This is a genomic window from Limnohabitans parvus II-B4 (assembly GCF_003063455.1).
Lineage (GTDB): Bacteria > Pseudomonadota > Gammaproteobacteria > Burkholderiales > Burkholderiaceae_C > Limnohabitans_A > Limnohabitans_A parvus.
The window spans coordinates 509,996-528,295 of record NZ_NESN01000001.1 but is presented as its reverse complement, the minus strand read 5'-3'; the positions used below and the strand labels follow the sequence as shown (position 1 = coordinate 528,295).

Annotated in this window: 19 protein-coding genes and 1 other RNA gene; 9 read left to right on the top strand and 11 right to left on the bottom strand. The window is 59.1% G+C overall.

Translation table 11 applies throughout. The features are described 5' to 3' along the window. Positions 1 to 85 precede the first annotated feature (85 nt). Entirely contained in the window at positions 86 to 1,117 is a 1,032-nt protein-coding gene (locus B9Z37_RS02355) for a TRAP transporter substrate-binding protein (protein ID WP_108311424.1), read from the bottom strand. 147 nt (positions 1,118 to 1,264) lie between these two features. Further along, positions 1,265 to 1,960 (bottom strand): fumarylacetoacetate hydrolase family protein, encoded by a 696-nt coding sequence (locus B9Z37_RS02350; protein WP_108311423.1) that lies wholly within the window; start codon positions 1,958 to 1,960, stop codon positions 1,265 to 1,267. A 191-nt stretch (positions 1,961 to 2,151) separates the two neighbouring features. On the opposite strand from B9Z37_RS02350, the gene B9Z37_RS02345 reads away from it, so the two are divergent. Further along, on the top strand, positions 2,152 to 2,523 hold the full coding sequence (locus B9Z37_RS02345; RefSeq protein ID WP_338066578.1) for a MarR family winged helix-turn-helix transcriptional regulator: 372 nt from the start codon (positions 2,152 to 2,154) through the stop codon (positions 2,521 to 2,523). A gap of 34 nt (positions 2,524 to 2,557) precedes the next feature. Here the strand turns inward: B9Z37_RS02345 and B9Z37_RS02340 are convergent, their stop codons facing one another. The 6 genes from B9Z37_RS02340 to trxA form a co-directional block, all read right to left on the bottom strand. Further along, positions 2,558 to 2,860: an antibiotic biosynthesis monooxygenase family protein gene (locus tag B9Z37_RS02340; RefSeq protein ID WP_108311421.1), complete on the bottom strand. Its 303-nt coding sequence runs from the start codon at positions 2,858 to 2,860 to the stop codon at positions 2,558 to 2,560. 80 nt (positions 2,861 to 2,940) lie between these two features. Beyond that, positions 2,941 to 4,302: an MATE family efflux transporter gene (locus tag B9Z37_RS02335; protein ID WP_108311420.1), complete on the bottom strand. Its 1,362-nt coding sequence runs from the start codon at positions 4,300 to 4,302 to the stop codon at positions 2,941 to 2,943. A 3-nt stretch (positions 4,303 to 4,305) separates the two neighbouring features. Next, positions 4,306 to 6,039 carry a hypothetical protein gene (locus B9Z37_RS02330; protein WP_205872528.1) on the bottom strand — a complete coding sequence of 578 codons (1,734 nt, stop codon included), beginning with the start codon at positions 6,037 to 6,039 and terminating at the stop codon, positions 4,306 to 4,308. 118 nt (positions 6,040 to 6,157) lie between these two features. After that, on the bottom strand, positions 6,158 to 6,421 hold the full coding sequence (locus B9Z37_RS02325; RefSeq protein ID WP_100117605.1) for a type B 50S ribosomal protein L31: 264 nt from the start codon (positions 6,419 to 6,421) through the stop codon (positions 6,158 to 6,160). Between the two features lie 85 nt (positions 6,422 to 6,506). Then, positions 6,507 to 7,769, bottom strand: coding sequence for a transcription termination factor Rho (gene rho / locus B9Z37_RS02320; protein ID WP_062405887.1), 1,263 nt, complete (start codon positions 7,767 to 7,769; stop codon positions 6,507 to 6,509). 243 nt (positions 7,770 to 8,012) lie between these two features. Continuing rightward, the gene (gene trxA, locus B9Z37_RS02315) at positions 8,013 to 8,345 is read right to left on the bottom strand and encodes a thioredoxin TrxA (RefSeq protein WP_108311860.1); all 333 of its coding nucleotides are present in this window, start codon (positions 8,343 to 8,345) and stop codon (positions 8,013 to 8,015) included. A 104-nt stretch (positions 8,346 to 8,449) separates the two neighbouring features. Between trxA and B9Z37_RS02310 the strand changes: the two genes are divergently transcribed. Next, a complete protein-coding gene (locus tag B9Z37_RS02310) occupies positions 8,450 to 9,778 on the top strand; it encodes a BaiN/RdsA family NAD(P)/FAD-dependent oxidoreductase (protein WP_108311419.1) in 1,329 nt (442 codons plus the stop codon). A gap of 84 nt (positions 9,779 to 9,862) precedes the next feature. Then, complete coding sequence (locus B9Z37_RS02305; protein ID WP_108311418.1) at positions 9,863 to 10,156, top strand: hypothetical protein; 294 nt, start codon at positions 9,863 to 9,865, stop codon at positions 10,154 to 10,156. A gap of 76 nt (positions 10,157 to 10,232) precedes the next feature. Here the strand turns inward: B9Z37_RS02305 and ffs are convergent. After that, positions 10,233 to 10,329: signal recognition particle sRNA small type (ffs, locus tag B9Z37_RS02300), an RNA gene on the bottom strand. 152 nt (positions 10,330 to 10,481) lie between these two features. On the opposite strand from ffs, the gene dnaX reads away from it, so the two are divergent. The 4 genes from dnaX (at position 10,482) to B9Z37_RS02280 (ending at position 14,642) form a co-directional block, all read left to right on the top strand. Next, positions 10,482 to 12,467 (top strand): DNA polymerase III subunit gamma/tau, encoded by a 1,986-nt coding sequence (gene dnaX / locus B9Z37_RS02295; RefSeq protein WP_108311417.1) that lies wholly within the window; start codon positions 10,482 to 10,484, stop codon positions 12,465 to 12,467. A 39-nt stretch (positions 12,468 to 12,506) separates the two neighbouring features. Continuing rightward, complete coding sequence (locus tag B9Z37_RS02290) at positions 12,507 to 12,830, top strand: YbaB/EbfC family nucleoid-associated protein (RefSeq protein WP_019429347.1); 324 nt, start codon at positions 12,507 to 12,509, stop codon at positions 12,828 to 12,830. 17 nt (positions 12,831 to 12,847) lie between these two features. Further along, entirely contained in the window at positions 12,848 to 13,438 is a 591-nt protein-coding gene (gene recR / locus B9Z37_RS02285) for a recombination mediator RecR (RefSeq protein WP_108311416.1), read from the top strand. Positions 13,439 to 13,601: 163 nt separating this feature from the next. Then, positions 13,602 to 14,642 carry an ABC transporter substrate-binding protein gene (locus B9Z37_RS02280; RefSeq protein WP_240606592.1) on the top strand — a complete coding sequence of 347 codons (1,041 nt, stop codon included), beginning with the start codon at positions 13,602 to 13,604 and terminating at the stop codon, positions 14,640 to 14,642. A gap of 35 nt (positions 14,643 to 14,677) precedes the next feature. Here B9Z37_RS02280 and B9Z37_RS02275 read toward each other — a convergent pair whose 3' ends face one another. Together B9Z37_RS02275 and gloB are read right to left on the bottom strand one after the other, a co-directional pair. Continuing rightward, positions 14,678 to 16,222, bottom strand: a complete 1,545-nt coding sequence (locus tag B9Z37_RS02275; RefSeq protein WP_167394321.1) for a transglycosylase SLT domain-containing protein — start codon at positions 16,220 to 16,222, stop codon at positions 14,678 to 14,680. Positions 16,223 to 16,248: 26 nt separating this feature from the next. After that, positions 16,249 to 17,019 (bottom strand): hydroxyacylglutathione hydrolase, encoded by a 771-nt coding sequence (gloB, locus tag B9Z37_RS02270; RefSeq protein WP_108311413.1) that lies wholly within the window; start codon positions 17,017 to 17,019, stop codon positions 16,249 to 16,251. Between gloB and B9Z37_RS02265 the strand changes: the two genes are divergently transcribed. Both B9Z37_RS02265 and rnhA read left to right on the top strand, forming a co-directional pair. Beyond that, entirely contained in the window at positions 17,018 to 17,848 is an 831-nt protein-coding gene (locus B9Z37_RS02265) for a class I SAM-dependent methyltransferase (RefSeq protein ID WP_108311412.1), read from the top strand. The two genes, gloB and B9Z37_RS02265, sit on opposite strands and share 2 nt — an antisense overlap. Further along, complete coding sequence (gene rnhA, locus B9Z37_RS02260; protein WP_108311411.1) at positions 17,835 to 18,281, top strand: ribonuclease HI; 447 nt, start codon at positions 17,835 to 17,837, stop codon at positions 18,279 to 18,281. The genes B9Z37_RS02265 and rnhA overlap by 14 nt, the downstream gene beginning before the upstream one ends. Positions 18,282 to 18,300: the final 19 nt, after the last annotated feature.

The following is an 18,300-nucleotide window of genomic DNA, read 5'->3' as shown; positions in this document are numbered from 1 at the left end:
TGCTTGCGACGGTGAGGCGCGCACCCGCAGTCCATCAAAAAAAGAGCAGGGAAGTCCCTGCTCTTGGGTAACGTCAAAGCGACAATTACTTGGTGTACTGCTTGATCAGGTCGGTGGCTGTTTGCAGCATGCCTTTGCCGTCCATGCCCTTGCCGGTCATCTCGGCAACCCAAGCATCGTCCAGCGCGTCTGTGGCTTTCTTCCATTTTTCCAGTTCAGCTTTGGGGATGATGCTGATTTTCTGGTTGGCCGAAGCTTCAAACACTTTTTTGCCAGGAACGTCGTGGCCGGCTTGGGTTTTGCCCATGAATGCCGAGAGTTCACGGCCAGAGTTCTTGTCGATCACCGCTTTCAGGTCCGCAGGCAGCGACTCGTACTTGGCCTTGTTCATCGGCACCACGAATACGGTGGTGTAGAGCGCGTTGTAGCTGCGGTCGGTTTCGGCTGTGAAGTTGGTCAATTCGTTGACCTTCAGGCCAGGTGCGACCTCGTAGGGAATCACGGCACCGTCGATCACACCTTTGGACAAGGCTTCAGGCACTTGCGGTACAGGCATGGCCACGGGGGTTGCACCCATCATCGCGACCATTTTGTTGACCTGACGTGTGGGTGCACGAACTTTCATGCCCTTGAGGTCGGCCATGGTTTGCACGGCTTTGGTTTTGGTGTAAATGTTGCCTGGGCCGTGCACGTGGATGGCCAGCATCTTCACGTCTTTGTAGTCATCCTGGGCGAACTTTTGAGCGTAGTCCCAGGCGGCGCGGCTGGTGGCTTCTGCATTGGTCATCATGAACGGCAATTCGAACACTTCGAGCTTGGCCAGCTTGGGTGTGTAGGCTTGTAATGTCCAGGCCACGTCCACGACGCCGTCACGGGCTTGTTCATACAGTTGCACCGGTGTTCCGCCCAATTGCATGGAGGGAAAAATTTCACATTTCAGGCGGTCCTTGGAATCGCGTGCAATGTTTTTGCACCACTCGCCCAGCATGGTGGTGTGCTGGATGGTTTGTGGACCTAAAAAGTGGTGCACTTTCAAGGTGATGGTTTGGGCGTGTACGCCCAAGCCTGCGGCCATCAGGCCAATGGCCAAGGCAGTGTGTTTCAAAAATGGGGTCATAAAAGTGTCTCCTTTACAGATGCAAAAGTGGATGATAAATCAACCGATTGGTCGGGTAATGGCCATGAATGTGAATTATCTTGCAAGAAAATGTCGGTCATCTAAGGGTAAACGCCATGTGTTTGGTGTTTCTTGCACTTTTGTTCATTATTTGACAGTGACTTGAAGGCTGCCCAAGCCGGCCACTTGGCCCACCAAGGTGTCTCCGGCGACCACGGCCGCCACCCCTTCCGGTGTGCCGGTGTAAATCAGATCGCCGGGTTGGAGTTCCCAAGCGGCAGACAGGTGCTCGATGGTTTCTGCCACATTCCAGATCAGCTTGGCCACGTTGCTGCGCTGCCGGTCGGCACCGTTGACTTGCAAGCTGATTTCGGCGTTGTTCACATCACCGGCTTGTGCCATAGGCGTGATCGGGCCGATGGGTGCCGAATGGTCAAAGGCTTTGCCGATGCACCAGGGGCGGCCTTGCTTTTTCATCTCGTTTTGCAGGTCGCGGCGCGTCATGTCCAAGCCCACGGCGTAACCGTAGATGTGTTTGGCGGCATCTGCCGCTTTGATATTTCGTCCGCCTTGGCCGATGGCCACCACCAGTTCGATCTCGTGGTGCAGGTTTTGAGTCAGGCTGGGGTAGGGCATTTGGCCGGTTTGTCCCGCTTCCACCACGACCAAGCTGTCGGTCGGTTTCAGGAAAAAGAAAGGAGGCTCACGCCCTGTGAAGCCCATTTCTTTGGCGTGTTCTTCGTAGTTGCGGCCTACACAATAAATGCGGTGCACCGGAAAGCGTTCGGGCTGGCCCAGGACGGGTACGGAGACGGTGGGCGTTGGTGGAAATACAAAACTCATGAAACACTTTCGAAAGTGGAAGATGTGAGAGGTGGGTTAAAAATTTTGCTAAGCGCGCTTACTATAGGAGCCTGAACCAGGACAGCGACTGGTGATAACCCTGCTTTTAATGGAGAGCCCCCGAAATGACGCACAGCTTTGATTTGAACGCAGCGCCGGGACATCTTATTCGGCGAGCGCACCAAATTTCTGTGGCGATTTTCAACGAGCATCTGTCCGCGTCCGATGTCACGCCGGTTCAGTTCGCGATCTTGAATGCCTTGCTGGACACGCCGGGCGTGGATCAAATCACACTGGCCAAACATGTGGCTTTTGACCCGGCGACCTCGGGTTCGGTGATTGGCCGATTGGAAAGCAAGGGCTGGGTTGAGCGGCGTGCTGACGAAGTGGATCGGCGGCGCAAGTTGCTGGTGCTGACCCCTCAGGGTTTGCAGGCCCTGCAGGGCATGCAGTCTGCAGTTGCGGCGGTTCAGTCGGAGATTTTGTCGCCGCTGGCGTCGCAAGAGCAGGCGCAGCTCATGCGCTTGCTCAACCAGTTGGTGGCAGGTCACGCTCTGTCTTGATGGCGGTTGATTGACGTGGCGCTCGGATGCCGATTCAGGCTGATTTGGCCGTCAGCTCGAAGTGCTCCACGTGCGGCGGTGCAGCGAAGAACGGGCCCACGATGGCGCGCCATTCAGTGAAGAGTGGTGATTCGCGAAACCCCACGGTGTGGTCTTCCAGGGTGTCCCAGAAAATTTGCAACACATAGCGTTCGGGGCTTTCAATACCGCGGTTGACCTTGCCGCCTTGAAAACCCTTGGCTTTGCAAGCCACGGTGTTCAAGCCGAGTTCAATGGCTTTTTCAAATGCAGCTTGCTGTCCGGGGTGGATTCGGATGTCGGCGAGTTCGAGGATCATGGTGTGGTTCAGATCAAAGTGAGTTGACCCGCAACCTTAACGCATTTCGGTGCCTGAAGAAGAAGCTTGCGCCCTATCGCTCATGCCGTGCTGGCTCTGGTTTGCCGGGGCCGTGAGGCATGCCAGACCATTGCAGCAAAAAGCACCGAGACCAGTGCCAGCGCCGCTGTGCTGGTGATCCAGAACGTGTCCACGCTGGCGCGCATGGGCCAACCCGCCCAATCCAGGCCTTGGTATGCCAGTCGATAACCGCCATACAGCCCGACACCCCAGAGCAAGGCGGTGTAGACCACCAGCGGGAGCATCGTGATCCGGTAGCAGCGCAGCAAGTAAGCGCAAACCGCTTGCACGGCGTCGGCCAGGTGGTAAAGCGCCACCCAAGCCAGCCACACGCTGGCCGCTTGCACCACGCGGGGATCGGTGCTGAAAGCGTTGGCCAAGACTTCGCGGCCCATGAACAAGAGCATTGCGCCGAGCAATGCCGCGCCAATGGCCAAGCCAATCCCCATGCCGGCGGCGCGGCGTGCCTTGTGTGCTTGGCCAGCGCCGAGCCAATAGCCTGTGCGTGCGCTGCTGGCAATGCCCAAAGCCAGAGGGACCATGTACAGCACGGCGGCCAGACTGGCTGCGATTTGGTGGCTGGCCAATGCCACAGCGCCCAGCCGTGCGATGAACAAGGCCATCAAGGTGAACGAAGTCACCTCGACCATGATGGACAATCCGGCGGGCACGCCCAAGGCCAGGAAACGCCGGATCACGGGCCAGTCCGGTTTTTCGGGACGCTGCCACAAACGATAGGCTTGGTAGATGTCTTGTGTGCGCAACAGCCACAGACCCGCCAGCAGCATGAGCGTGTTGACCGTGAGCGTGGCCCAGGCGCAGCCCACCACCCCCATGCCCGCAAAACCGGCCCCACCAAAAGTCAGGACAAAAGACAAAGGCACTTTGACCAGCAAGGCCCCAGCTTGCAACCAGGTGACCAAGCGTGGATGTCCCAGACTTTGGTTCAGGGTGCTGTACATCCGAAACAACAACGAAGGCACCAAGGCCAGCGCCAGGATGCGCAAATAGGCCCGCACATCGGGCCAAAGATCCGGTGGCACTTCGGTGGCGGACAGCCAAAGGTCAGGAAACCACAGGCCGCTGATGCCTATCACGGCAGCGCCTGCTGCGATGTAGAGCGCTTGTCTGACCGAGCGCCCAACTTCTGCTTGACGACCTGCGCCGTGCAGCTCCGCCCAAACGGGCAGCAAAGCTTGCAGCAGCCCATTCAAGGCCACATAAATACTGATGTAGATGGAAGAGGCCAGCGACAAAACCGCCAGCGCTTGTGGGCTGTACCGGCCTGCGATCAAGGTGTCGGCGATGCCAAAGGACATCACGGCCAGCTGCCCCACCAGAACGGTGCCGGCATGGCGGGCGATGGTGCGCAGCTCGGACATGGCTCAGCGTGCAGGTGTAGCCGGAGAAGTGTCGGACTTTGTGGCTGGACGGAAAATGACCAGGGTTTCGGATTTGTCGGTAGGGCGCTTGATGGCGGCTTCTTCAACCCAGCCCAGCGACTTGATTTTGGCTGACAGCAAGGACCGGTTGACGTTGTCCATGAGCAGCCAGGCGCAGTCGGGTTGCGGTGTCTGCATCGGCACGAGCCTGGCTTGGGCGTGGTACATCAAAGCAGCGCCTTGGGCTTTGGAGATCCCTGCGTATTGAAGGCAAGCGCTGGGGCCTGTGATGCGGGTGACTTTCTGGACCAAGGGCGCATAGCTTCTGGCGTAGTCCAGCAATGGCAGCCACAAGGTGGTCAGCAGCAGCCAGCAAAGCACCGCGCCACCTGCGGGCAACACCAGGCTTTTCCAAATGGCAGCACGGTGGTAGCCCGTGCGCCACTTCACCAGTGCCGCCCATGCCACCGTGGCGGCCAGTGCCAAAGCAAAAGCCCCGACAGAAAACGCCGGTACAAACTCCGGTGCCAGGCGTGCAACATTGGCCGCTGGCCTGGCAGGTGTGCCCGTTTGCATGGCCACCCAGACCACCCAAATGGTGAGTGCGCAAACACTGAAAAACAGCAGGGTGAACCAGTCGATCAAGGCCCCCAGGCTGCGTTTGAGTGTGGGCAATGCCAAGGCGGCCAAAGTGGCGATGGCCGGCAATGATGTCAAAAGCGCACGGTCAGACAGGCCCGTGAACCAAGTTGCGCCGACCGTCACCGTCACGAACCACAGCGGCAAACCCAGGTGGGGGTAACGCCAGCCTTGTGACAATTGCCCGCGCCAGCGCCACAGTGACCACAGTGCCAATGGCCAAGCCGGCCATGTGAACCAGGCGATCAGTTTGGCCAAAACATGCAAGTCGACCATTCTGTGTGGCACCACGCGCCAGCGCCACAAATCCAGTGCGCCGGCTGTGGTGATGCACAGCAGGCAGATGAGTGCCAGAAGACCCAAATCGAGCATGCTCAAGCGGCGTTGCGCAGGGGCAGCTTGCGCTGTGGCGCAAATGACCGAGCCACCGATGCCCAGCCACAATGCCAAAGTCGGGGCTCCTGACAGGGTCAGGCCCAACATGCCTGTGGTGATGGCCACTGCACTTTGCAGGCGGTGGCGTGTCAATGTGGCCAAGCCAAAAAACAACAAGGCAGCGAAGCACAACTGGCTGAGGGCTGGCGTGGTTTCGTGTGACAGCTGAGCCAAGCCCAGGCAGGCCAGCAGCGCCAGCAAGCCCCCATCGGCCATGGCACGTGCGTAGTCGGCAGGTTTGGCTTCGCCACCAAATGCAAACGCCACCGGCTGCGCGGCAGGGTGGCGGGTCAATGCATAGACCCCGTACCAGGTTGCTGCCAGCGTGGTGATCAGCATGGCGATGAAAGGCAAGCGGGCAAAGGTGTCTTCGAATCCGGAAGGGGCCAGCCGAATAAAAGTGGCCCCCAGCCAATAAGGCAGCAAGGCCAAGTTGCTGTCTGGGCTGCCCAGCAGTGTGGGTTTGAGCCAGCTGACCATGTCCCCCATCCCCGGTTTGGCCAGTTGCAACATGTAGCCGAAGGCTTCAATGTCTTGCGCTTTCCAAAGGGTTCGCCCCCAAAAACCGGGCAGCACATAGGCTGCGCACAACAACAACAGGGCCATGCGCGGCAGTCTGCGCACGGCACTCTGTGCAACGATGGCGGGGGTAGGGTGGTTCACAGGTTCAAAAGATATCAGTTCCGGGGCGTTGGGTGCAGCAGCTTGCAGCGAGGCCGCCCCATGCAAAAAGGGCAGGCCGGTTGCCCGGGCTGCCCTTTTGGGGTCACCAATTCGCGAATTACTTGGCGATGGTGGTGGTCTTGCCGAAACGGTTGCGGAATTTCTCCACACGGCCGCCCATGTTGTCGACCGACTTTTGTGTGCCGGTGTAGAAGGGGTGCGACTCGCTGGTCGTGTCCAGCTTGTACAGCGGCAACTCGCGGCCGTCTTCCATGGTGATCATTTCTTTGGTGTTAGCACATGAGCGTGTCACGAACTTGAAACCATTGGACATGTCTTGGAAGCAAATTTCACGGTAGTTGGGGTGAATGCCGTCTTTCATGGGGAAATCCTTTTATTTTCGCTACGGTAGCCACACTTCAGCCTATCTGAGTGCACTTTCCGCAAAACCTGACGATTATAGAGCATCAACCACCGCGACGCATCATGTCGAAGAACTCGGAGTTGTTCTTGGTGGCTTTCATGCTCTTCAAGACCATTTCCATCGCCTCGATTTCGTCCATGTTGTACATGAATTGGCGCAAGATGCGGGTTTTTTGCAGCACTTCGGGCTGCAAGAGCAACTCTTCACGGCGGGTGCCGCTGCGGTTGAGGTTAATGGCCGGGAACACGCGCTTTTCGTACAAACGGCGCTCCAGGTGGATTTCGCAGTTGCCCGTGCCCTTGAATTCTTCAAAGATCACTTCGTCCATGCGGCTACCGGTGTCGACCAAGGCGGTAGCGATGATGGTGAGGCTGCCGCCTTCTTCCACATTGCGGGCCGCGCCAAAGAAGCGCTTGGGGCGCTGCAGGGCGTTGGCATCCACACCGCCCGAGAGCACTTTGCCCGATGAAGGCACCACGTTGTTGTAGGCGCGGGCCAGGCGTGTGATCGAGTCCAGCAAGATCACCACGTCTTTTTTCAACTCGACCAGGCGCTTGGCGCGCTCGATCACCATTTCGGCCACGTGCACGTGACGCGAAGCGGGTTCGTCAAAGGTGGAAGAAATCACTTCGCCGCGCACGCTGCGCTGCATTTCGGTCACTTCTTCAGGGCGCTCGTCCACCAACAGCACCATCAGGTGCACATCGGGGTAGTTGGCGGTGATGGCGTGGGCAATCTGCTGCATCATCACGGTCTTGCCCGATTTGGGCTGCGCCACGATCAGGGCGCGCTGGCCACGGCCGAGCGGGGCAATGATGTCGATCACGCGGGCGGTGATGTTTTCTTCACCCTTGATGTCGCGCTCCAGACGCATCTGCTCTTTGGGGAACAGGGGCGTCAAGTTCTCGAACATCACCTTGTGTTTGTTGTTCTCGGGCAGGTCGTCGTTGACCTTGTCGAGCTTGGTCAGGGCAAAGTAGCGCTCGCCATCTTTGGGAATGCGTACTTCGCCTTCGATCATGTCGCCTGTGTGCAGGTTGAAGCGGCGCACCTGGCTGGGACTGATGTAGATGTCGTCGGTGCTGGCCGTGTAGCTGGAGTCGGGGCTGCGCAGGAAGCCAAAACCGTCAGGCAGGATTTCCAGTACGCCGTCGGCAAACACCTGTTCGCCCGCTTTGGCGCGCTTTTTGATGATGGCAAACATCAGCTCCTGTTTGCGCATGCGGCCGGTGTTCTCGATTTCGAGCGTGTCGGCTTGCTTCAGGAGTTCGGACACATGAAGTGCCTTGAGTTCATTCAAATGCATGGATTTGGCCTGTGGCGAATCGGTCCGTCAGGGACCGTTTTCAGATAAGCGGGTGGAAATGTTCAGAACCGGTTGCCGCCCGGGGTTGGGGGCTGGTGCTTCCGGCAATCAAGGCGCTGATCCCTGTTCGGGTTGCCTTGCGGAAATTATGACAGGTTTTGAAGTGCGCCAGAAAACAAAAAACCGGGCCATTGCTGCCCGGTTCTTGAGGTGTGGCCTGAGTGGTTCAGGCCAAAGCCGACATCAAGCCAGCTGCTGGTCGATGAACGCGGTCAGTTGTGACTTGCTCATGGCACCCACTTTGGTCGCTGCCAGTTGACCACCCTTAAAGATCATCAAGGTGGGGATGCCACGGATGCCGAACTTGGCAGGGATGTCGCGGTTGTCGTCCACGTTCATCTTGGTGATCTGCAGCTTGCCTTCGTAGGTGCCAGCCACTTCGTCCAGTATGGGGGCAATCATCTTGCAAGGGCCGCACCACTCGGCCCAGAAGTCGACCACCACCGGTTGGCTCGACTGGAGCACGTCGGCTTCGAAAGTGGCGTCGGTAATGTGTTTGATCAGATCGCTGGCCATGGCCTTTTCCTTGTGAACATTGAAGATGCGGCTAAAGTTACGGCTATTTTGACAGAATCCCACCGCGCTCGTCTGTCGCGTCTGCGTTGCCAACACATCCATCCATGACTTTATCTGCACCCACTTCAATTCTTTCCGATTCTCCTGTGCTGGATGTTGATGTGGCCATTGTGGGCGGTGGCCCCGCAGGACTGATGGCCGCAGAAGTGCTGTCGCAGGCCGGTGTCGCCGTTCATTTGTTCGATGCCATGCCTTCCGTGGGCCGAAAATTTTTGTTGGCCGGCAAGGGCGGCTTGAACCTGACCCATGCCGAGGCGCCCGATGTGTTCCGTACCCGTTATGGCGAACGGCAGACCGAGGTGGGGCAGTGGCTTGACCAGATGGATGCCCAAGCCGTTCGGGATTGGGCCAAGGGCCTGGGGGTCGACACTTTTGTGGGCACGTCCGGCCGGGTATTTCCTCAGGAAATGAAAGCGGCCCCTTTGCTCAGAGCTTGGTTGCACCGTTTGAGGCACCCAGCCTCAGCTGTGCCGGTGCAGTTTCACATGCGCCACCGCTGGCAAGGTTGGGCGGATGACCATTTGGTTTTTCAACCCACTGGCCATGCGGGTGTGACGCGGGTGCGTGCTCGTGCCACCTTGCTGGCATTGGGTGGGGCCAGTTGGCCACGTTTGGGGTCTGATGGCGCGTGGGTGCCCTTGTTGGCCGATCAGGGGGTTGGCATTGCGCCTCTCCAGCCCGCCAATTGCGGATTTGATGTTCTGGGGCGAGAGGGTCAAGGTTGGACCGAGCACTTTCGCAGCCGCTATGCAGGCCACCCGCTCAAGTCGGTGGCACTGAAAGTCGCTGCAGGTACGGCTGCCAGTGTCGGCGTTCAGGCTGGGCTTGCTGGTGAGGTCCGTTTTGATCGCAAAGGTGAGTTTGTCATCACCGATACAGGGGTGGAAGGCAGCCTGATTTACGCCGCGTCGGCTTGGTTGCGAGATGACTTGGCCCAAGGGGCGGCTTGCTTGACGCTGGATTTGTTGCCAGACAAATCACTGGAGCAGGTGCGTTCCGAGGTGGGCTGGCCCCGGGGCAGCCGGAGTTTGTCCAGCCATTTGAAGAGCCGTTTGGGTGTGGATGGCGTCAAGATGGGGCTTTTGCATGAGCTTTGCTCGCCCGACACCCTGGCCAATCCGGACGCCTTGGCGGCCAGCTTGAAGCACTTGTCTGTACCGCTCAAAAGTCCCAGACCTGTGGACGAGGCGATCAGCACGGCTGGCGGCGTCGCTTTGGAGGGCTTAAGCCCTGATTTGATGCTGTCCAAGCGCTCCGGGGTGTACTGTGCTGGTGAGATGCTGGACTGGGAGGCCCCGACGGGCGGCTATCTGCTGACCGCTTGTTTGGCCAGCGGTTGGCGTGCGGGTAAAGGTATTTTGGCAAATTTGTAACAATTTTTTTACAAATGGTGTATTCCTGCGGGTCATGTGCTGCGTTGTTGTCATGTGAATAACTTCATCCATAACGAGGTCGACATGACTCCAGAAGCTTCCCAAGAATACCAACGCGCCGTTGAAGAGGCCGCCAACGCCTTCATGAAAGTGATGGCTTTGCGTGGTTTCAACGTGCGTGACTACCCTCAAAATTTTGTCGCCCAGATGGCCGCTCAAACACGGCTGGCCTTCGAGACCCATCGGGCTGGGGCGCACAAAAATGCCGATGCGCTGGTCTCCGAGTTGCTGCGTGCCGCGCCAACAGCGCCTCAGTTGGTGAGTTCCACCAAAGTCAAATCCTTGCCTTTTCCAGCGCTGCGCCGTCGAATGGCTTGATTTGTCTTTAGGGTGTTCAGGGTGACTTTGGGTGCTTGCGGGACTGCAAGCCGCAGAAATCACTGCCTTGATGTAAGTTGACGAGCCTTGACCCCGGCACTGGATTCACAGTTAGGGCTGCTTGGTTCCCCACCTGACCCGGTTGGCCGCTTCACCATGCGGGAAGGCCCGTCAAGATCGATTGTAGGCGAGCTTGATGGCGCTTTTCAGTCCTGGGCTGTTTTTTCCTGTTTTCCACAAGATCAGCCAGTGGGCTTGACCGCTTCATGCAACTTGCGACAACAGGCCCTCAATAGTGCCTCGTGAGCCCGATAGAATCAGGTCCATGTCTTACCTTGTTCTCGCGCGCAAATACCGCCCCCGCAATTTCACCGAAATGGTGGGGCAGGAGCACGTGGTTCAGGCCCTGACCAATGCTTTGGTGCAGCAGCGCCTGCACCACGCCTACCTCTTCACCGGCACCAGGGGGGTGGGCAAAACCACCGTTTCGCGCATTTTGGCCAAGTCGCTCAACTGTCAGGGCGTGGACGGGCAGGGCGGCATCACCGCCGAGCCCTGTGGCGTGTGCCAGGCCTGCCGCGACATCGATGCCGGGCGCTTTGTGGACTACACCGAGCTGGACGCGGCCTCGAACCGGGGTGTGGACGAGGTGCAAAGCCTGCTGGAGCAGGCGGTTTACAAGCCGGTGCAAGGGCGCTTCAAGGTCTTCATGATCGACGAGGTGCACATGCTGACCAACACCGCCTTCAATGCGATGTTGAAGACGCTGGAAGAACCCCCCGAATACCTCAAGTTCGTGCTGGCCACGACCGACCCGCAAAAAGTGCCCGTGACGGTGCTGTCCCGCTGCCTGCAATTCAATTTGCGCCCGATGGCCCCTGAAACGGTGTTTGAACACCTGACCCAGGTGCTGGCGGCCGAGCAACTCACTGCCGAGCCCTTGGCTTTGCGCCTGCTGGCCCGGGCTGCCCGTGGCTCCATGCGTGATGCGCTGAGCCTGACCGATCAGGCGATTGCCTTTGGCAATGGGTTGGTACAAGAAACCGGTGTGCGCCAGATGCTGGGCAGCGTGGACCGCAGCCATGTGCTGCAAATGATCCGTGCGCTGACCGACGGCGATGGTGCTGCCGTGGTGGCCCAGGTCAATGCCCTGCGTTTGCAAGGCGTGTCGGCTGCAGCCACGCTGGAAGACATGGCCATGTTGCTGCAGCGCATGGCCGTGATGCAGATGGTGCCGATCATGGCGCAAGACGGCGATGACCCCGACACCCAAGGTTTGGCCGATCTGGCCCAGGCCATGCCAGCCGAAGAAACCCAGCTGCTGTACAGCCTGTGCCTGCATGGGCGCACGGAGTTGGGTCTGGCCCCAGACGAATATGCGGCGCTGACCATGGTGTTGCTGCGCCTGCTGGCCTTCAAACCCCAAGCGGGGATGGCTGAAAAAAAAAGCCCGCGAATCAGCCCTGAGCCACTGACGCAGACCGCTGCCCCTTCTGTGGCAGCCGGCACACCGCTTGCACCTGCCGCTGTCGCACCGGCACCTGCAGACATGCAGCCTCGACCGACCGCAACACGCCCAGGGCCAGCAGCGGCCATTGCATCCACGCCAGCGGTGGTGGTAAGTGCCATGCAAGCTGTTGCCGTTTCGAGCTTGTCCCCGACCCCGGCTCCGACGCCTGAATCAGCGTCAGCAGCAGCCGTGCAGGTGCCCGCGCCCTCAGTTCAGTCTGTGCAGTCGGAGCCGCCTCCATGGGAAGATTGGCCTGACACGACCGATGACGCCGAGCAAGAGCCCATGCCTTCGGTTTCATGGCCCCCTGAGTCTCACGCACCCGCATTGCGGTCTTTACCCGTGCGTGAGGCCTCCGAGCCCTCCGTGCGGGTCGACGTGCCCAAGCCAGAGAGCAGCACACCTTTGCACGCAACGCCCGAAGGCGATGTCTGGCTGGAAGTGGTGCAAGGCTTGATGGCGCAAGAGGCCATCACGGCCTTGGTGCGAGAGCTGGCTTTGCAGTCCCAATTGGTGGCCCGCGATGGGGACCAATGGCAACTGCGCGTAGAGCGTGAGACCTTGAATCACCCAGCCAGCCGTGAGCGTCTGCAAGCCGCGTTGCTGGCCGCAGGGCATGGCGATGTCAAGTTCCACATTGAAATCGGCCAAGTCACCGACAGCCCAGCCAAGCGTTTGGCTGTTCTGGCCGCAGCCAAAATGGTGGCTGCCCAAGAGTTGATTCAGAACGACCCGCTGGTGCAGGCCATGGTGCGAGACTTCGGCGCCAGAATCGTTCCTGGCAGCATCCAGTTGATTTGATTTTTACCTTCTATTTCATCCCCGTTCAAAGGAAACCCCATGTTCAACAAAGGACAACTCGCTGGCTTGATGAAACAAGCTCAAGCCATGCAGGACAACCTCAAAAAAGCCCAAGACGAACTGGCTTTTGTCGAGGTGGAAGGCCAATCCGGTTCGGGCATGGTCAAGGTATTGATGACCTGTAAGCACAGCGTGCGCCGCGTCACCATTGACCCCAGCTTGCTGGCCGATGACAAGGATATGCTGGAAGACCTGGTGGCGGCCGCCTTCAATGACGCTGTGCGCATGGCTGAAGAAGTGTCGCAACAAAAAATGGGCAAGCTGACCGCCGGTTTGCCTCCAGGCATGAAATTGCCTTTCTGATCGACTGATCTTCCAACATGGCCGACACACATGCACTTGCCACTTTGGTCCAGGCCCTCAAGGGCTTGCCGGGGGTGGGCATCAAGTCGGCCCAACGCATGGCGTTTCAGTTGTTGCAAAACGACCGCGCCACGGCCAGGCAGCTGGCCGCGGCTTTGCAAAATGCGGTTGAGAAAATTCAGCATTGCGAGTGTTGCCACACCTTCACCGAAGCCGAGTTGTGCGACACCTGCTTGGATTTGACGCGTGACCGCACGCTGCTGTGTGTGATCGAGACGCCGGCCGATCAGTCGGCCATTGAACGCACAGGCACTTACCGGGGGCTGTATTTTGTGCTCATGGGCAAACTCAGCCCGCTCGACGGCATTGGCCCACACGACATCGGGTTGGCCAAACTCAAGAAGCGGGTGGCCGATGGCGTGTTGACCGAAGTGATTCTGGCGACCAACTTCACCGCCGAGGGCGAGGCAACGGCCCATGTGATTTCGGAGATGATTCGTCAGCAAGGCCTGAAAGTGACCCGTTTGGCGCGTGGCGTGCCCGCAGGCAGTGAGTTGGAATACGTGGATTTGGGAACCATCGCCCACGCCTTGGTCGACCGACGCTGAAACCACAAGGGGTTTGTCGACTCAGGGTTCATGCTGGCCTTGTTCTGTCAACTACCTGCAATCCATTACGTGAAAACCCGCTCGGGATGATTCCCGATGCGCCAAGGCCTGCTTGTGCCTATGCTTAAGGCATCGAATTTCCGATGTGCACTGGAGCCAGCTTGTGTCCCACGTCATTTGGCGGCGACGTTCAGTTTTGCTGGCGGCAATGGCCGCTGTGGTCAAGCCGTCGGTGCCGTTGGCTGCAGTGGACCCTTTGCGCGGTGCACCCCGCGTCACCATCGCTTTGGCGGCCAGACAAAGCCTCTACCACTTGCCGCTGACTTTGGCGGAGCACTTGGGGTATTTTCGGCAAGCCGGCATCTCTGTGGAATGGTTGGCCCACGAGTCGGGGGCCAAGGCCTTGGGCAGTGTTTTGCAGGGGCAGGCCGATGTGGTTGCCGGCGCGTTTGAGCATTTGTTTGGCTTGCAACACAAAGGCTTGAATTACCAGGCCTTTGTCCAAATGGGGCGAACACCGCAGGTCAGCTTGGGTGTGGCGTCGCGGCTGGATTTGCGTTCGGTGATGGGGCTCAAGGGGGCTCGGTTGGGCATCACGTCGCTGGATTCCAGCACCCATTGGATGGCCTGCCAATGGCTTTTGCAAAACGGCCTGCTGCCCGAAGATGTGGTTTTTGTCGAGGTCGGTTCGTCTGCGGCCGTGGTGGACGCTTTGCGCAATGGGACGATCGATGCTTTGTGCAACCCTGACCCTGTGATGCACTGGCTGGAACAGAAAAATGAAATCCGGGTGATGGGTGAGGCGCGCACGCTGATGTCGACCCGCAAGCTGATGGGCGGCCAGGTGCCGGGTGCCTGTTTGTTGGCAAGAACTGATTTTTTGCAACGGCAGTCCGATGTGGCACAGGCGTTAACCGATGCCGTTGTGCACGCCCTCAAGTGGTTGCAAACGGCGGGGTTGACCGATATTTTGAAGACCGTGCCTGCCCAGCATTGGTTGGGTGACCGGGCCACTTACCTCGGGGCATTCGCGAAGTTGCGTGAATCGTACGCGCTGGATGGCCTGATCGCAGGAGATGCTGTGCTGAATGCCTGGCGTGCCCACACCCGTCTGCCCAACTCATTGAGCAGTGCACGTCTGCCATTGGAGCGAACCTACACCAACACGTTTGCCGCGAAATCCAAGAGCCGTTTCGCCGCTTGATCGTGCCTGTTCCGGTTGGCTGGGCTGCGCTCGGGTCAGCGTTTGGGCTTGGGGGCTTTTTTGCGCTGGGTGGACGCAACTTTCGGTGCTGCCGGGTGGCTGGGCGGCGTGGACCGGGCGACCCGGTGTGATCCTTGAGAGGGCACCAAAATGGTCAATGTCTGACCGGCCGTCAAACGTGCACCAGCTTTCAGCTTGTTCCAAGTGGCCATGTTGGCTTCTGAGACGCCGTGTCTTGCGGCCAAACTGGCCAAGGAGTCGTTTTTACGAGCCTGAACTGCAATCCTTCTGAGCACCACCTCGGGCGCGAGTCCCAGTTGCCCGTTGTCTGCCAAGTGTTCGGTGACATCGTTGTCAAGGCGTCCTTTGCGGTGGACCAGCAAAGTAGAGCCTGCTGTGATCATCATCCGAAGAGGGATGTTGTTGACGGCGCGCAGTTGTTCAACGGGCATGTCCAGTTGTTGAGCCACCTCTTCGGGCTTCATGGTTCGGGGAGCCTGCCAGGCGGTCCATGTGGCCAAAGGCCGGTTGGCATGGGCTTGCAAGTTGCGCTCAAAAATCGTGGCATTGTCCCAAGGCAGCAAAATTTGTGGCGTGCCTGCCGCGAGGATCACAGGGCGGTTCATGGACGGGTTGAGTGCCTTAAAGTCCTCTAGGCTGACGGCCGCTAACTTGACGGCCACGGCCACATCGATGTCCCTCTCAATCGGCACGCTTTTGAAATAGGGGTGGTTTTGAATCAAGGGCAGTTGGGTCCGGAACGCCTCGGGTTGCGCCACGATGTTTTTGACCGCTTGCAGCTTGGGCACGTAGTAGCGGGTTTCGTTGGGCATGTTCAAGTCGCTATAGGTCAGCGGCTTGCCTTGGGCTTTGTTGCGCGCCAGAGCGCGGCCCACGCTGCCTTCGCCCCAGTTGTAGGCGGCCAAGGCCAGGTGCCAATCACCGAACATGCCGTAGAGTTTTTGCAGGTAATCCAGCGCAGCACGGGTGGATTCGAGCACATCCCGGCGGTCGTCGCGGAACAGGTTTTGTTTCAGGTCAAAAAACTTGCCGGTGGCGGGCATGAATTGCCACATGCCCGCCGCTTTGGCGCTGGACACCGCTTGAGGGTTGAAGGCCGACTCGATGAAAGGCAGCAAGGCCAACTCGGTCGGCATGTTGCGGCGCTCCAGCTCCTCCACCACATGGAACAGGTAAGGCCGTGAGCGCTCGGTCATGCGCAGCATGTAGTCGGGTCGGCTTGAATACCATTGCTCCCGGTTGCGCACAAAGTCATTGTCCAGGTCCGGCATGGCAAAACCACGCCGAATTCGCTCCCACACATCGGTGGGTGGCGTGAGCCCCATGTTGCTGCGCGGTTTGAGTGTGACAGGCCGTTCTTCGGTGCTGGATGCGACGGGTTCCGAGGCCGGTGTTTGTGGGCCTGCAGTCTCGGCTACAGGCAAAGTTGTGCGCGCAGGTAGGGGGGCGCTGGGTGTTGCAGTCGGGCTGGTGGCGCAAGCGCTCAACAGCAAGGCCATGCCCACACAAATGGCGGCTGTCCAGGCTCGACCTGTGCTGTCAAAGGGGGCTGCGTCCATCGCACCATGCTGGTCAAGTGTGTTCATCAAAATTCGTTTTTCCATGTGCGAAGTGCGGCAAAGGTCGTGACGTCGTCCAGGGCACGGGGATCGTGCTGCCTGACTGCCTTGGACACAGCGCTGCTGCGGCTGCGCAAAAAAGGGTTGATCGCCCGCTCGGTGGACAGCGGGACGGGCAGGGTGGGTTTGTTTTCTTGTCGCAAGGCTGTGCAGGCCTGCGCATAAGTGTGTAATTCGCGGTTGTCTGGGTCGACCGCCAGGGCAAATTTCAGATTCGACAGGGTGTATTCGTGGGCGCAGCAAATTCGGGTGTCATTGGGCAGGGCGGCCAAACGGTCCAGTGAATCGAGCATTTGGGCCGGAGTGCCCTCAAACAGCCGACCGCAGCCGCCAGAAAACAAGGTGTCACCACAAAAAAGAAGCGGAGCTTGTCCTGTGGGGTGTGCCCAAAAAGCAATGTGCCCCAGTGTGTGACCTGGCACCTCGTGGACCTCAAAGCGAAGGCCATGCCAGTCCACATGGTCCCCCTGTTGCAAACCCTGCGCATTGACCGGCATTTTTTCCATCGCTGGACCGACGACCCGCGCACCGGTGCTGGCAACCAGCTCGGGCAGGCCGCCTGTGTGGTCGGCATGGTGGTGCGTGACTAGAATCATGTCCAGCTGCAAGCTTGGGTGCTGCTGCAACCAGGCCAATACAGGTGCACTGTCCCCGGGGTCAACCACCAGCGCGTGGTGGTCATCGTGCAACAACCAGATGTAGTTGTCGGAGAAGGCGGGCAGTGCAATGAGTTTCATGGAGAGTCAGATTATAGAAAGCAAGCATTCATGTGGGGCTTGGTTGGCCGATTTGGGTCAGCCGGTAGCGTCACGCTTGTTGGCCTGGGAGCAGCAGCAAGCCGATGAGTTGTTGGCCGATGTCTTTGGCTACCACGCCGTGCAATTGGGTTGGCCCGATTTGCAGGCATTGCGCAGCAACCGAATGCCTCACCGCTGGATGGCCCAGGCCGAATTTGAGGCCGATGGGCCTTTGCCGGCCCCGGGTCAAAGCAGTTGGTCGGATGTTGGCCTGGACAGTCGGGCCTGGCCATGGCCTGCGGACAGTCTGGATCTGGTGGTGCTGCCTCATGCCCTGGAGCGTTCGGCAGACCCGCACGCCTGTTTGAGAGAGGTCGAGCGGGTGCTGATTCCGGAAGGGCAGGTCTTGATCACGGGGCTCAACCCTTGGAGTTGGTGGGGTTTGCGGCAATCGCGTGGTCAACGGGGGCTGGTGCCACATGACCACTTGCACCCGTCATTGATCGCTTATCGGCGCTTGCGTGACTGGTTGCGTTTGTTGGGTTTTGAGGTCCAGGTCAGCCGGTTCGGTGGGTGGACCCCCGCCTTGGGCAGTGAACGCTGGATGCAACGGCTGAACTGGATGGATGCGCTTGGCGAGCGGTGGTGGCCTATTTTGGGGGGCGTGTACCTCTTGACGGCGACAAAAAGGGTGCCCGGTGGACGCTTGATCGACGGCAGGCGCTGGCGCACGGTACGATCGCCCGCTGCAGCGACCGCGCCCATTGCCCGGTCAGACACTTCCATTGGCCGCCAGGCGGCACCGAAAGACATTGTTGAACCACGTTGAAATCCATACCGATGGTGCCTGTAAAGGCAATCCGGGTCCCGGCGGCTGGGGCGTTCGCTTGCAGTCAGGCCAGCATGTGCAAGAGCTGTTTGGTGGCGAGCTGAACACCACCAACAACCGGATGGAGATGACCGCTGTCATTGAAGGTCTGCTGGCCCTCAAGCGGCCCTGTCAGGTCACGTTGTACCTGGACAGCGAATACGTGCGCAAAGGCATCACCGAGTGGATTCATGGCTGGAAGGCCCGTGGTTGGCGCACAGCAGCCAAGCAGCCCGTCAAAAACGCCGATCTGTGGCAAAAATTGGACACCGTGGTGTCCACTTCGGGACACCAGATTGACTGGCGCTGGGTGAAGGGCCACAACGGCGACCCGGGCAACGAACGGGCCGATGCGCTGGCCAATCAGGGCGTAGACAAAGCACTGGGCCGTTGATGACCGGGTATCCGGCCAG

Excerpts from the sequence above, each read along its gene's own strand:
- B9Z37_RS02355 (WP_108311424.1), bottom strand. The coding sequence starts at position 1,117 with ATGACCCCATTTTTGAAACACACTGCCTTGGCCATTGGCCTGATGGCC.
- B9Z37_RS02350 (WP_108311423.1), bottom strand. The coding sequence starts at position 1,960 with ATGAGTTTTGTATTTCCACCAACGCCCACCGTCTCCGTACCCGTCCTG.
- B9Z37_RS02340 (WP_108311421.1), bottom strand. The coding sequence starts at position 2,860 with ATGATCCTCGAACTCGCCGACATCCGAATCCACCCCGGACAGCAAGCT.
- B9Z37_RS02335 (WP_108311420.1), bottom strand. The coding sequence starts at position 4,302 with ATGTCCGAGCTGCGCACCATCGCCCGCCATGCCGGCACCGTTCTGGTG.
- B9Z37_RS02325 (WP_100117605.1), bottom strand. The coding sequence starts at position 6,421 with ATGAAAGACGGCATTCACCCCAACTACCGTGAAATTTGCTTCCAAGAC.
- rho (WP_062405887.1), bottom strand. The coding sequence starts at position 7,769 with ATGCATTTGAATGAACTCAAGGCACTTCATGTGTCCGAACTCCTGAAG.
- trxA (WP_108311860.1), bottom strand. The coding sequence starts at position 8,345 with ATGGCCAGCGATCTGATCAAACACATTACCGACGCCACTTTCGAAGCC.
- B9Z37_RS02310 (WP_108311419.1), top strand. The coding sequence starts at position 8,450 with ATGACTTTATCTGCACCCACTTCAATTCTTTCCGATTCTCCTGTGCTG.
- B9Z37_RS02305 (WP_108311418.1), top strand. The coding sequence starts at position 9,863 with ATGACTCCAGAAGCTTCCCAAGAATACCAACGCGCCGTTGAAGAGGCC.
- dnaX (WP_108311417.1), top strand. The coding sequence starts at position 10,482 with ATGTCTTACCTTGTTCTCGCGCGCAAATACCGCCCCCGCAATTTCACC.
- B9Z37_RS02290 (WP_019429347.1), top strand. The coding sequence starts at position 12,507 with ATGTTCAACAAAGGACAACTCGCTGGCTTGATGAAACAAGCTCAAGCC.
- recR (WP_108311416.1), top strand. The coding sequence starts at position 12,848 with ATGGCCGACACACATGCACTTGCCACTTTGGTCCAGGCCCTCAAGGGC.
- B9Z37_RS02275 (WP_167394321.1), bottom strand. The coding sequence starts at position 16,222 with ATGGACGCAGCCCCCTTTGACAGCACAGGTCGAGCCTGGACAGCCGCC.
- B9Z37_RS02265 (WP_108311412.1), top strand. The coding sequence starts at position 17,018 with ATGGAGAGTCAGATTATAGAAAGCAAGCATTCATGTGGGGCTTGGTTG.
- gloB (WP_108311413.1), bottom strand. The coding sequence starts at position 17,019 with ATGAAACTCATTGCACTGCCCGCCTTCTCCGACAACTACATCTGGTTG.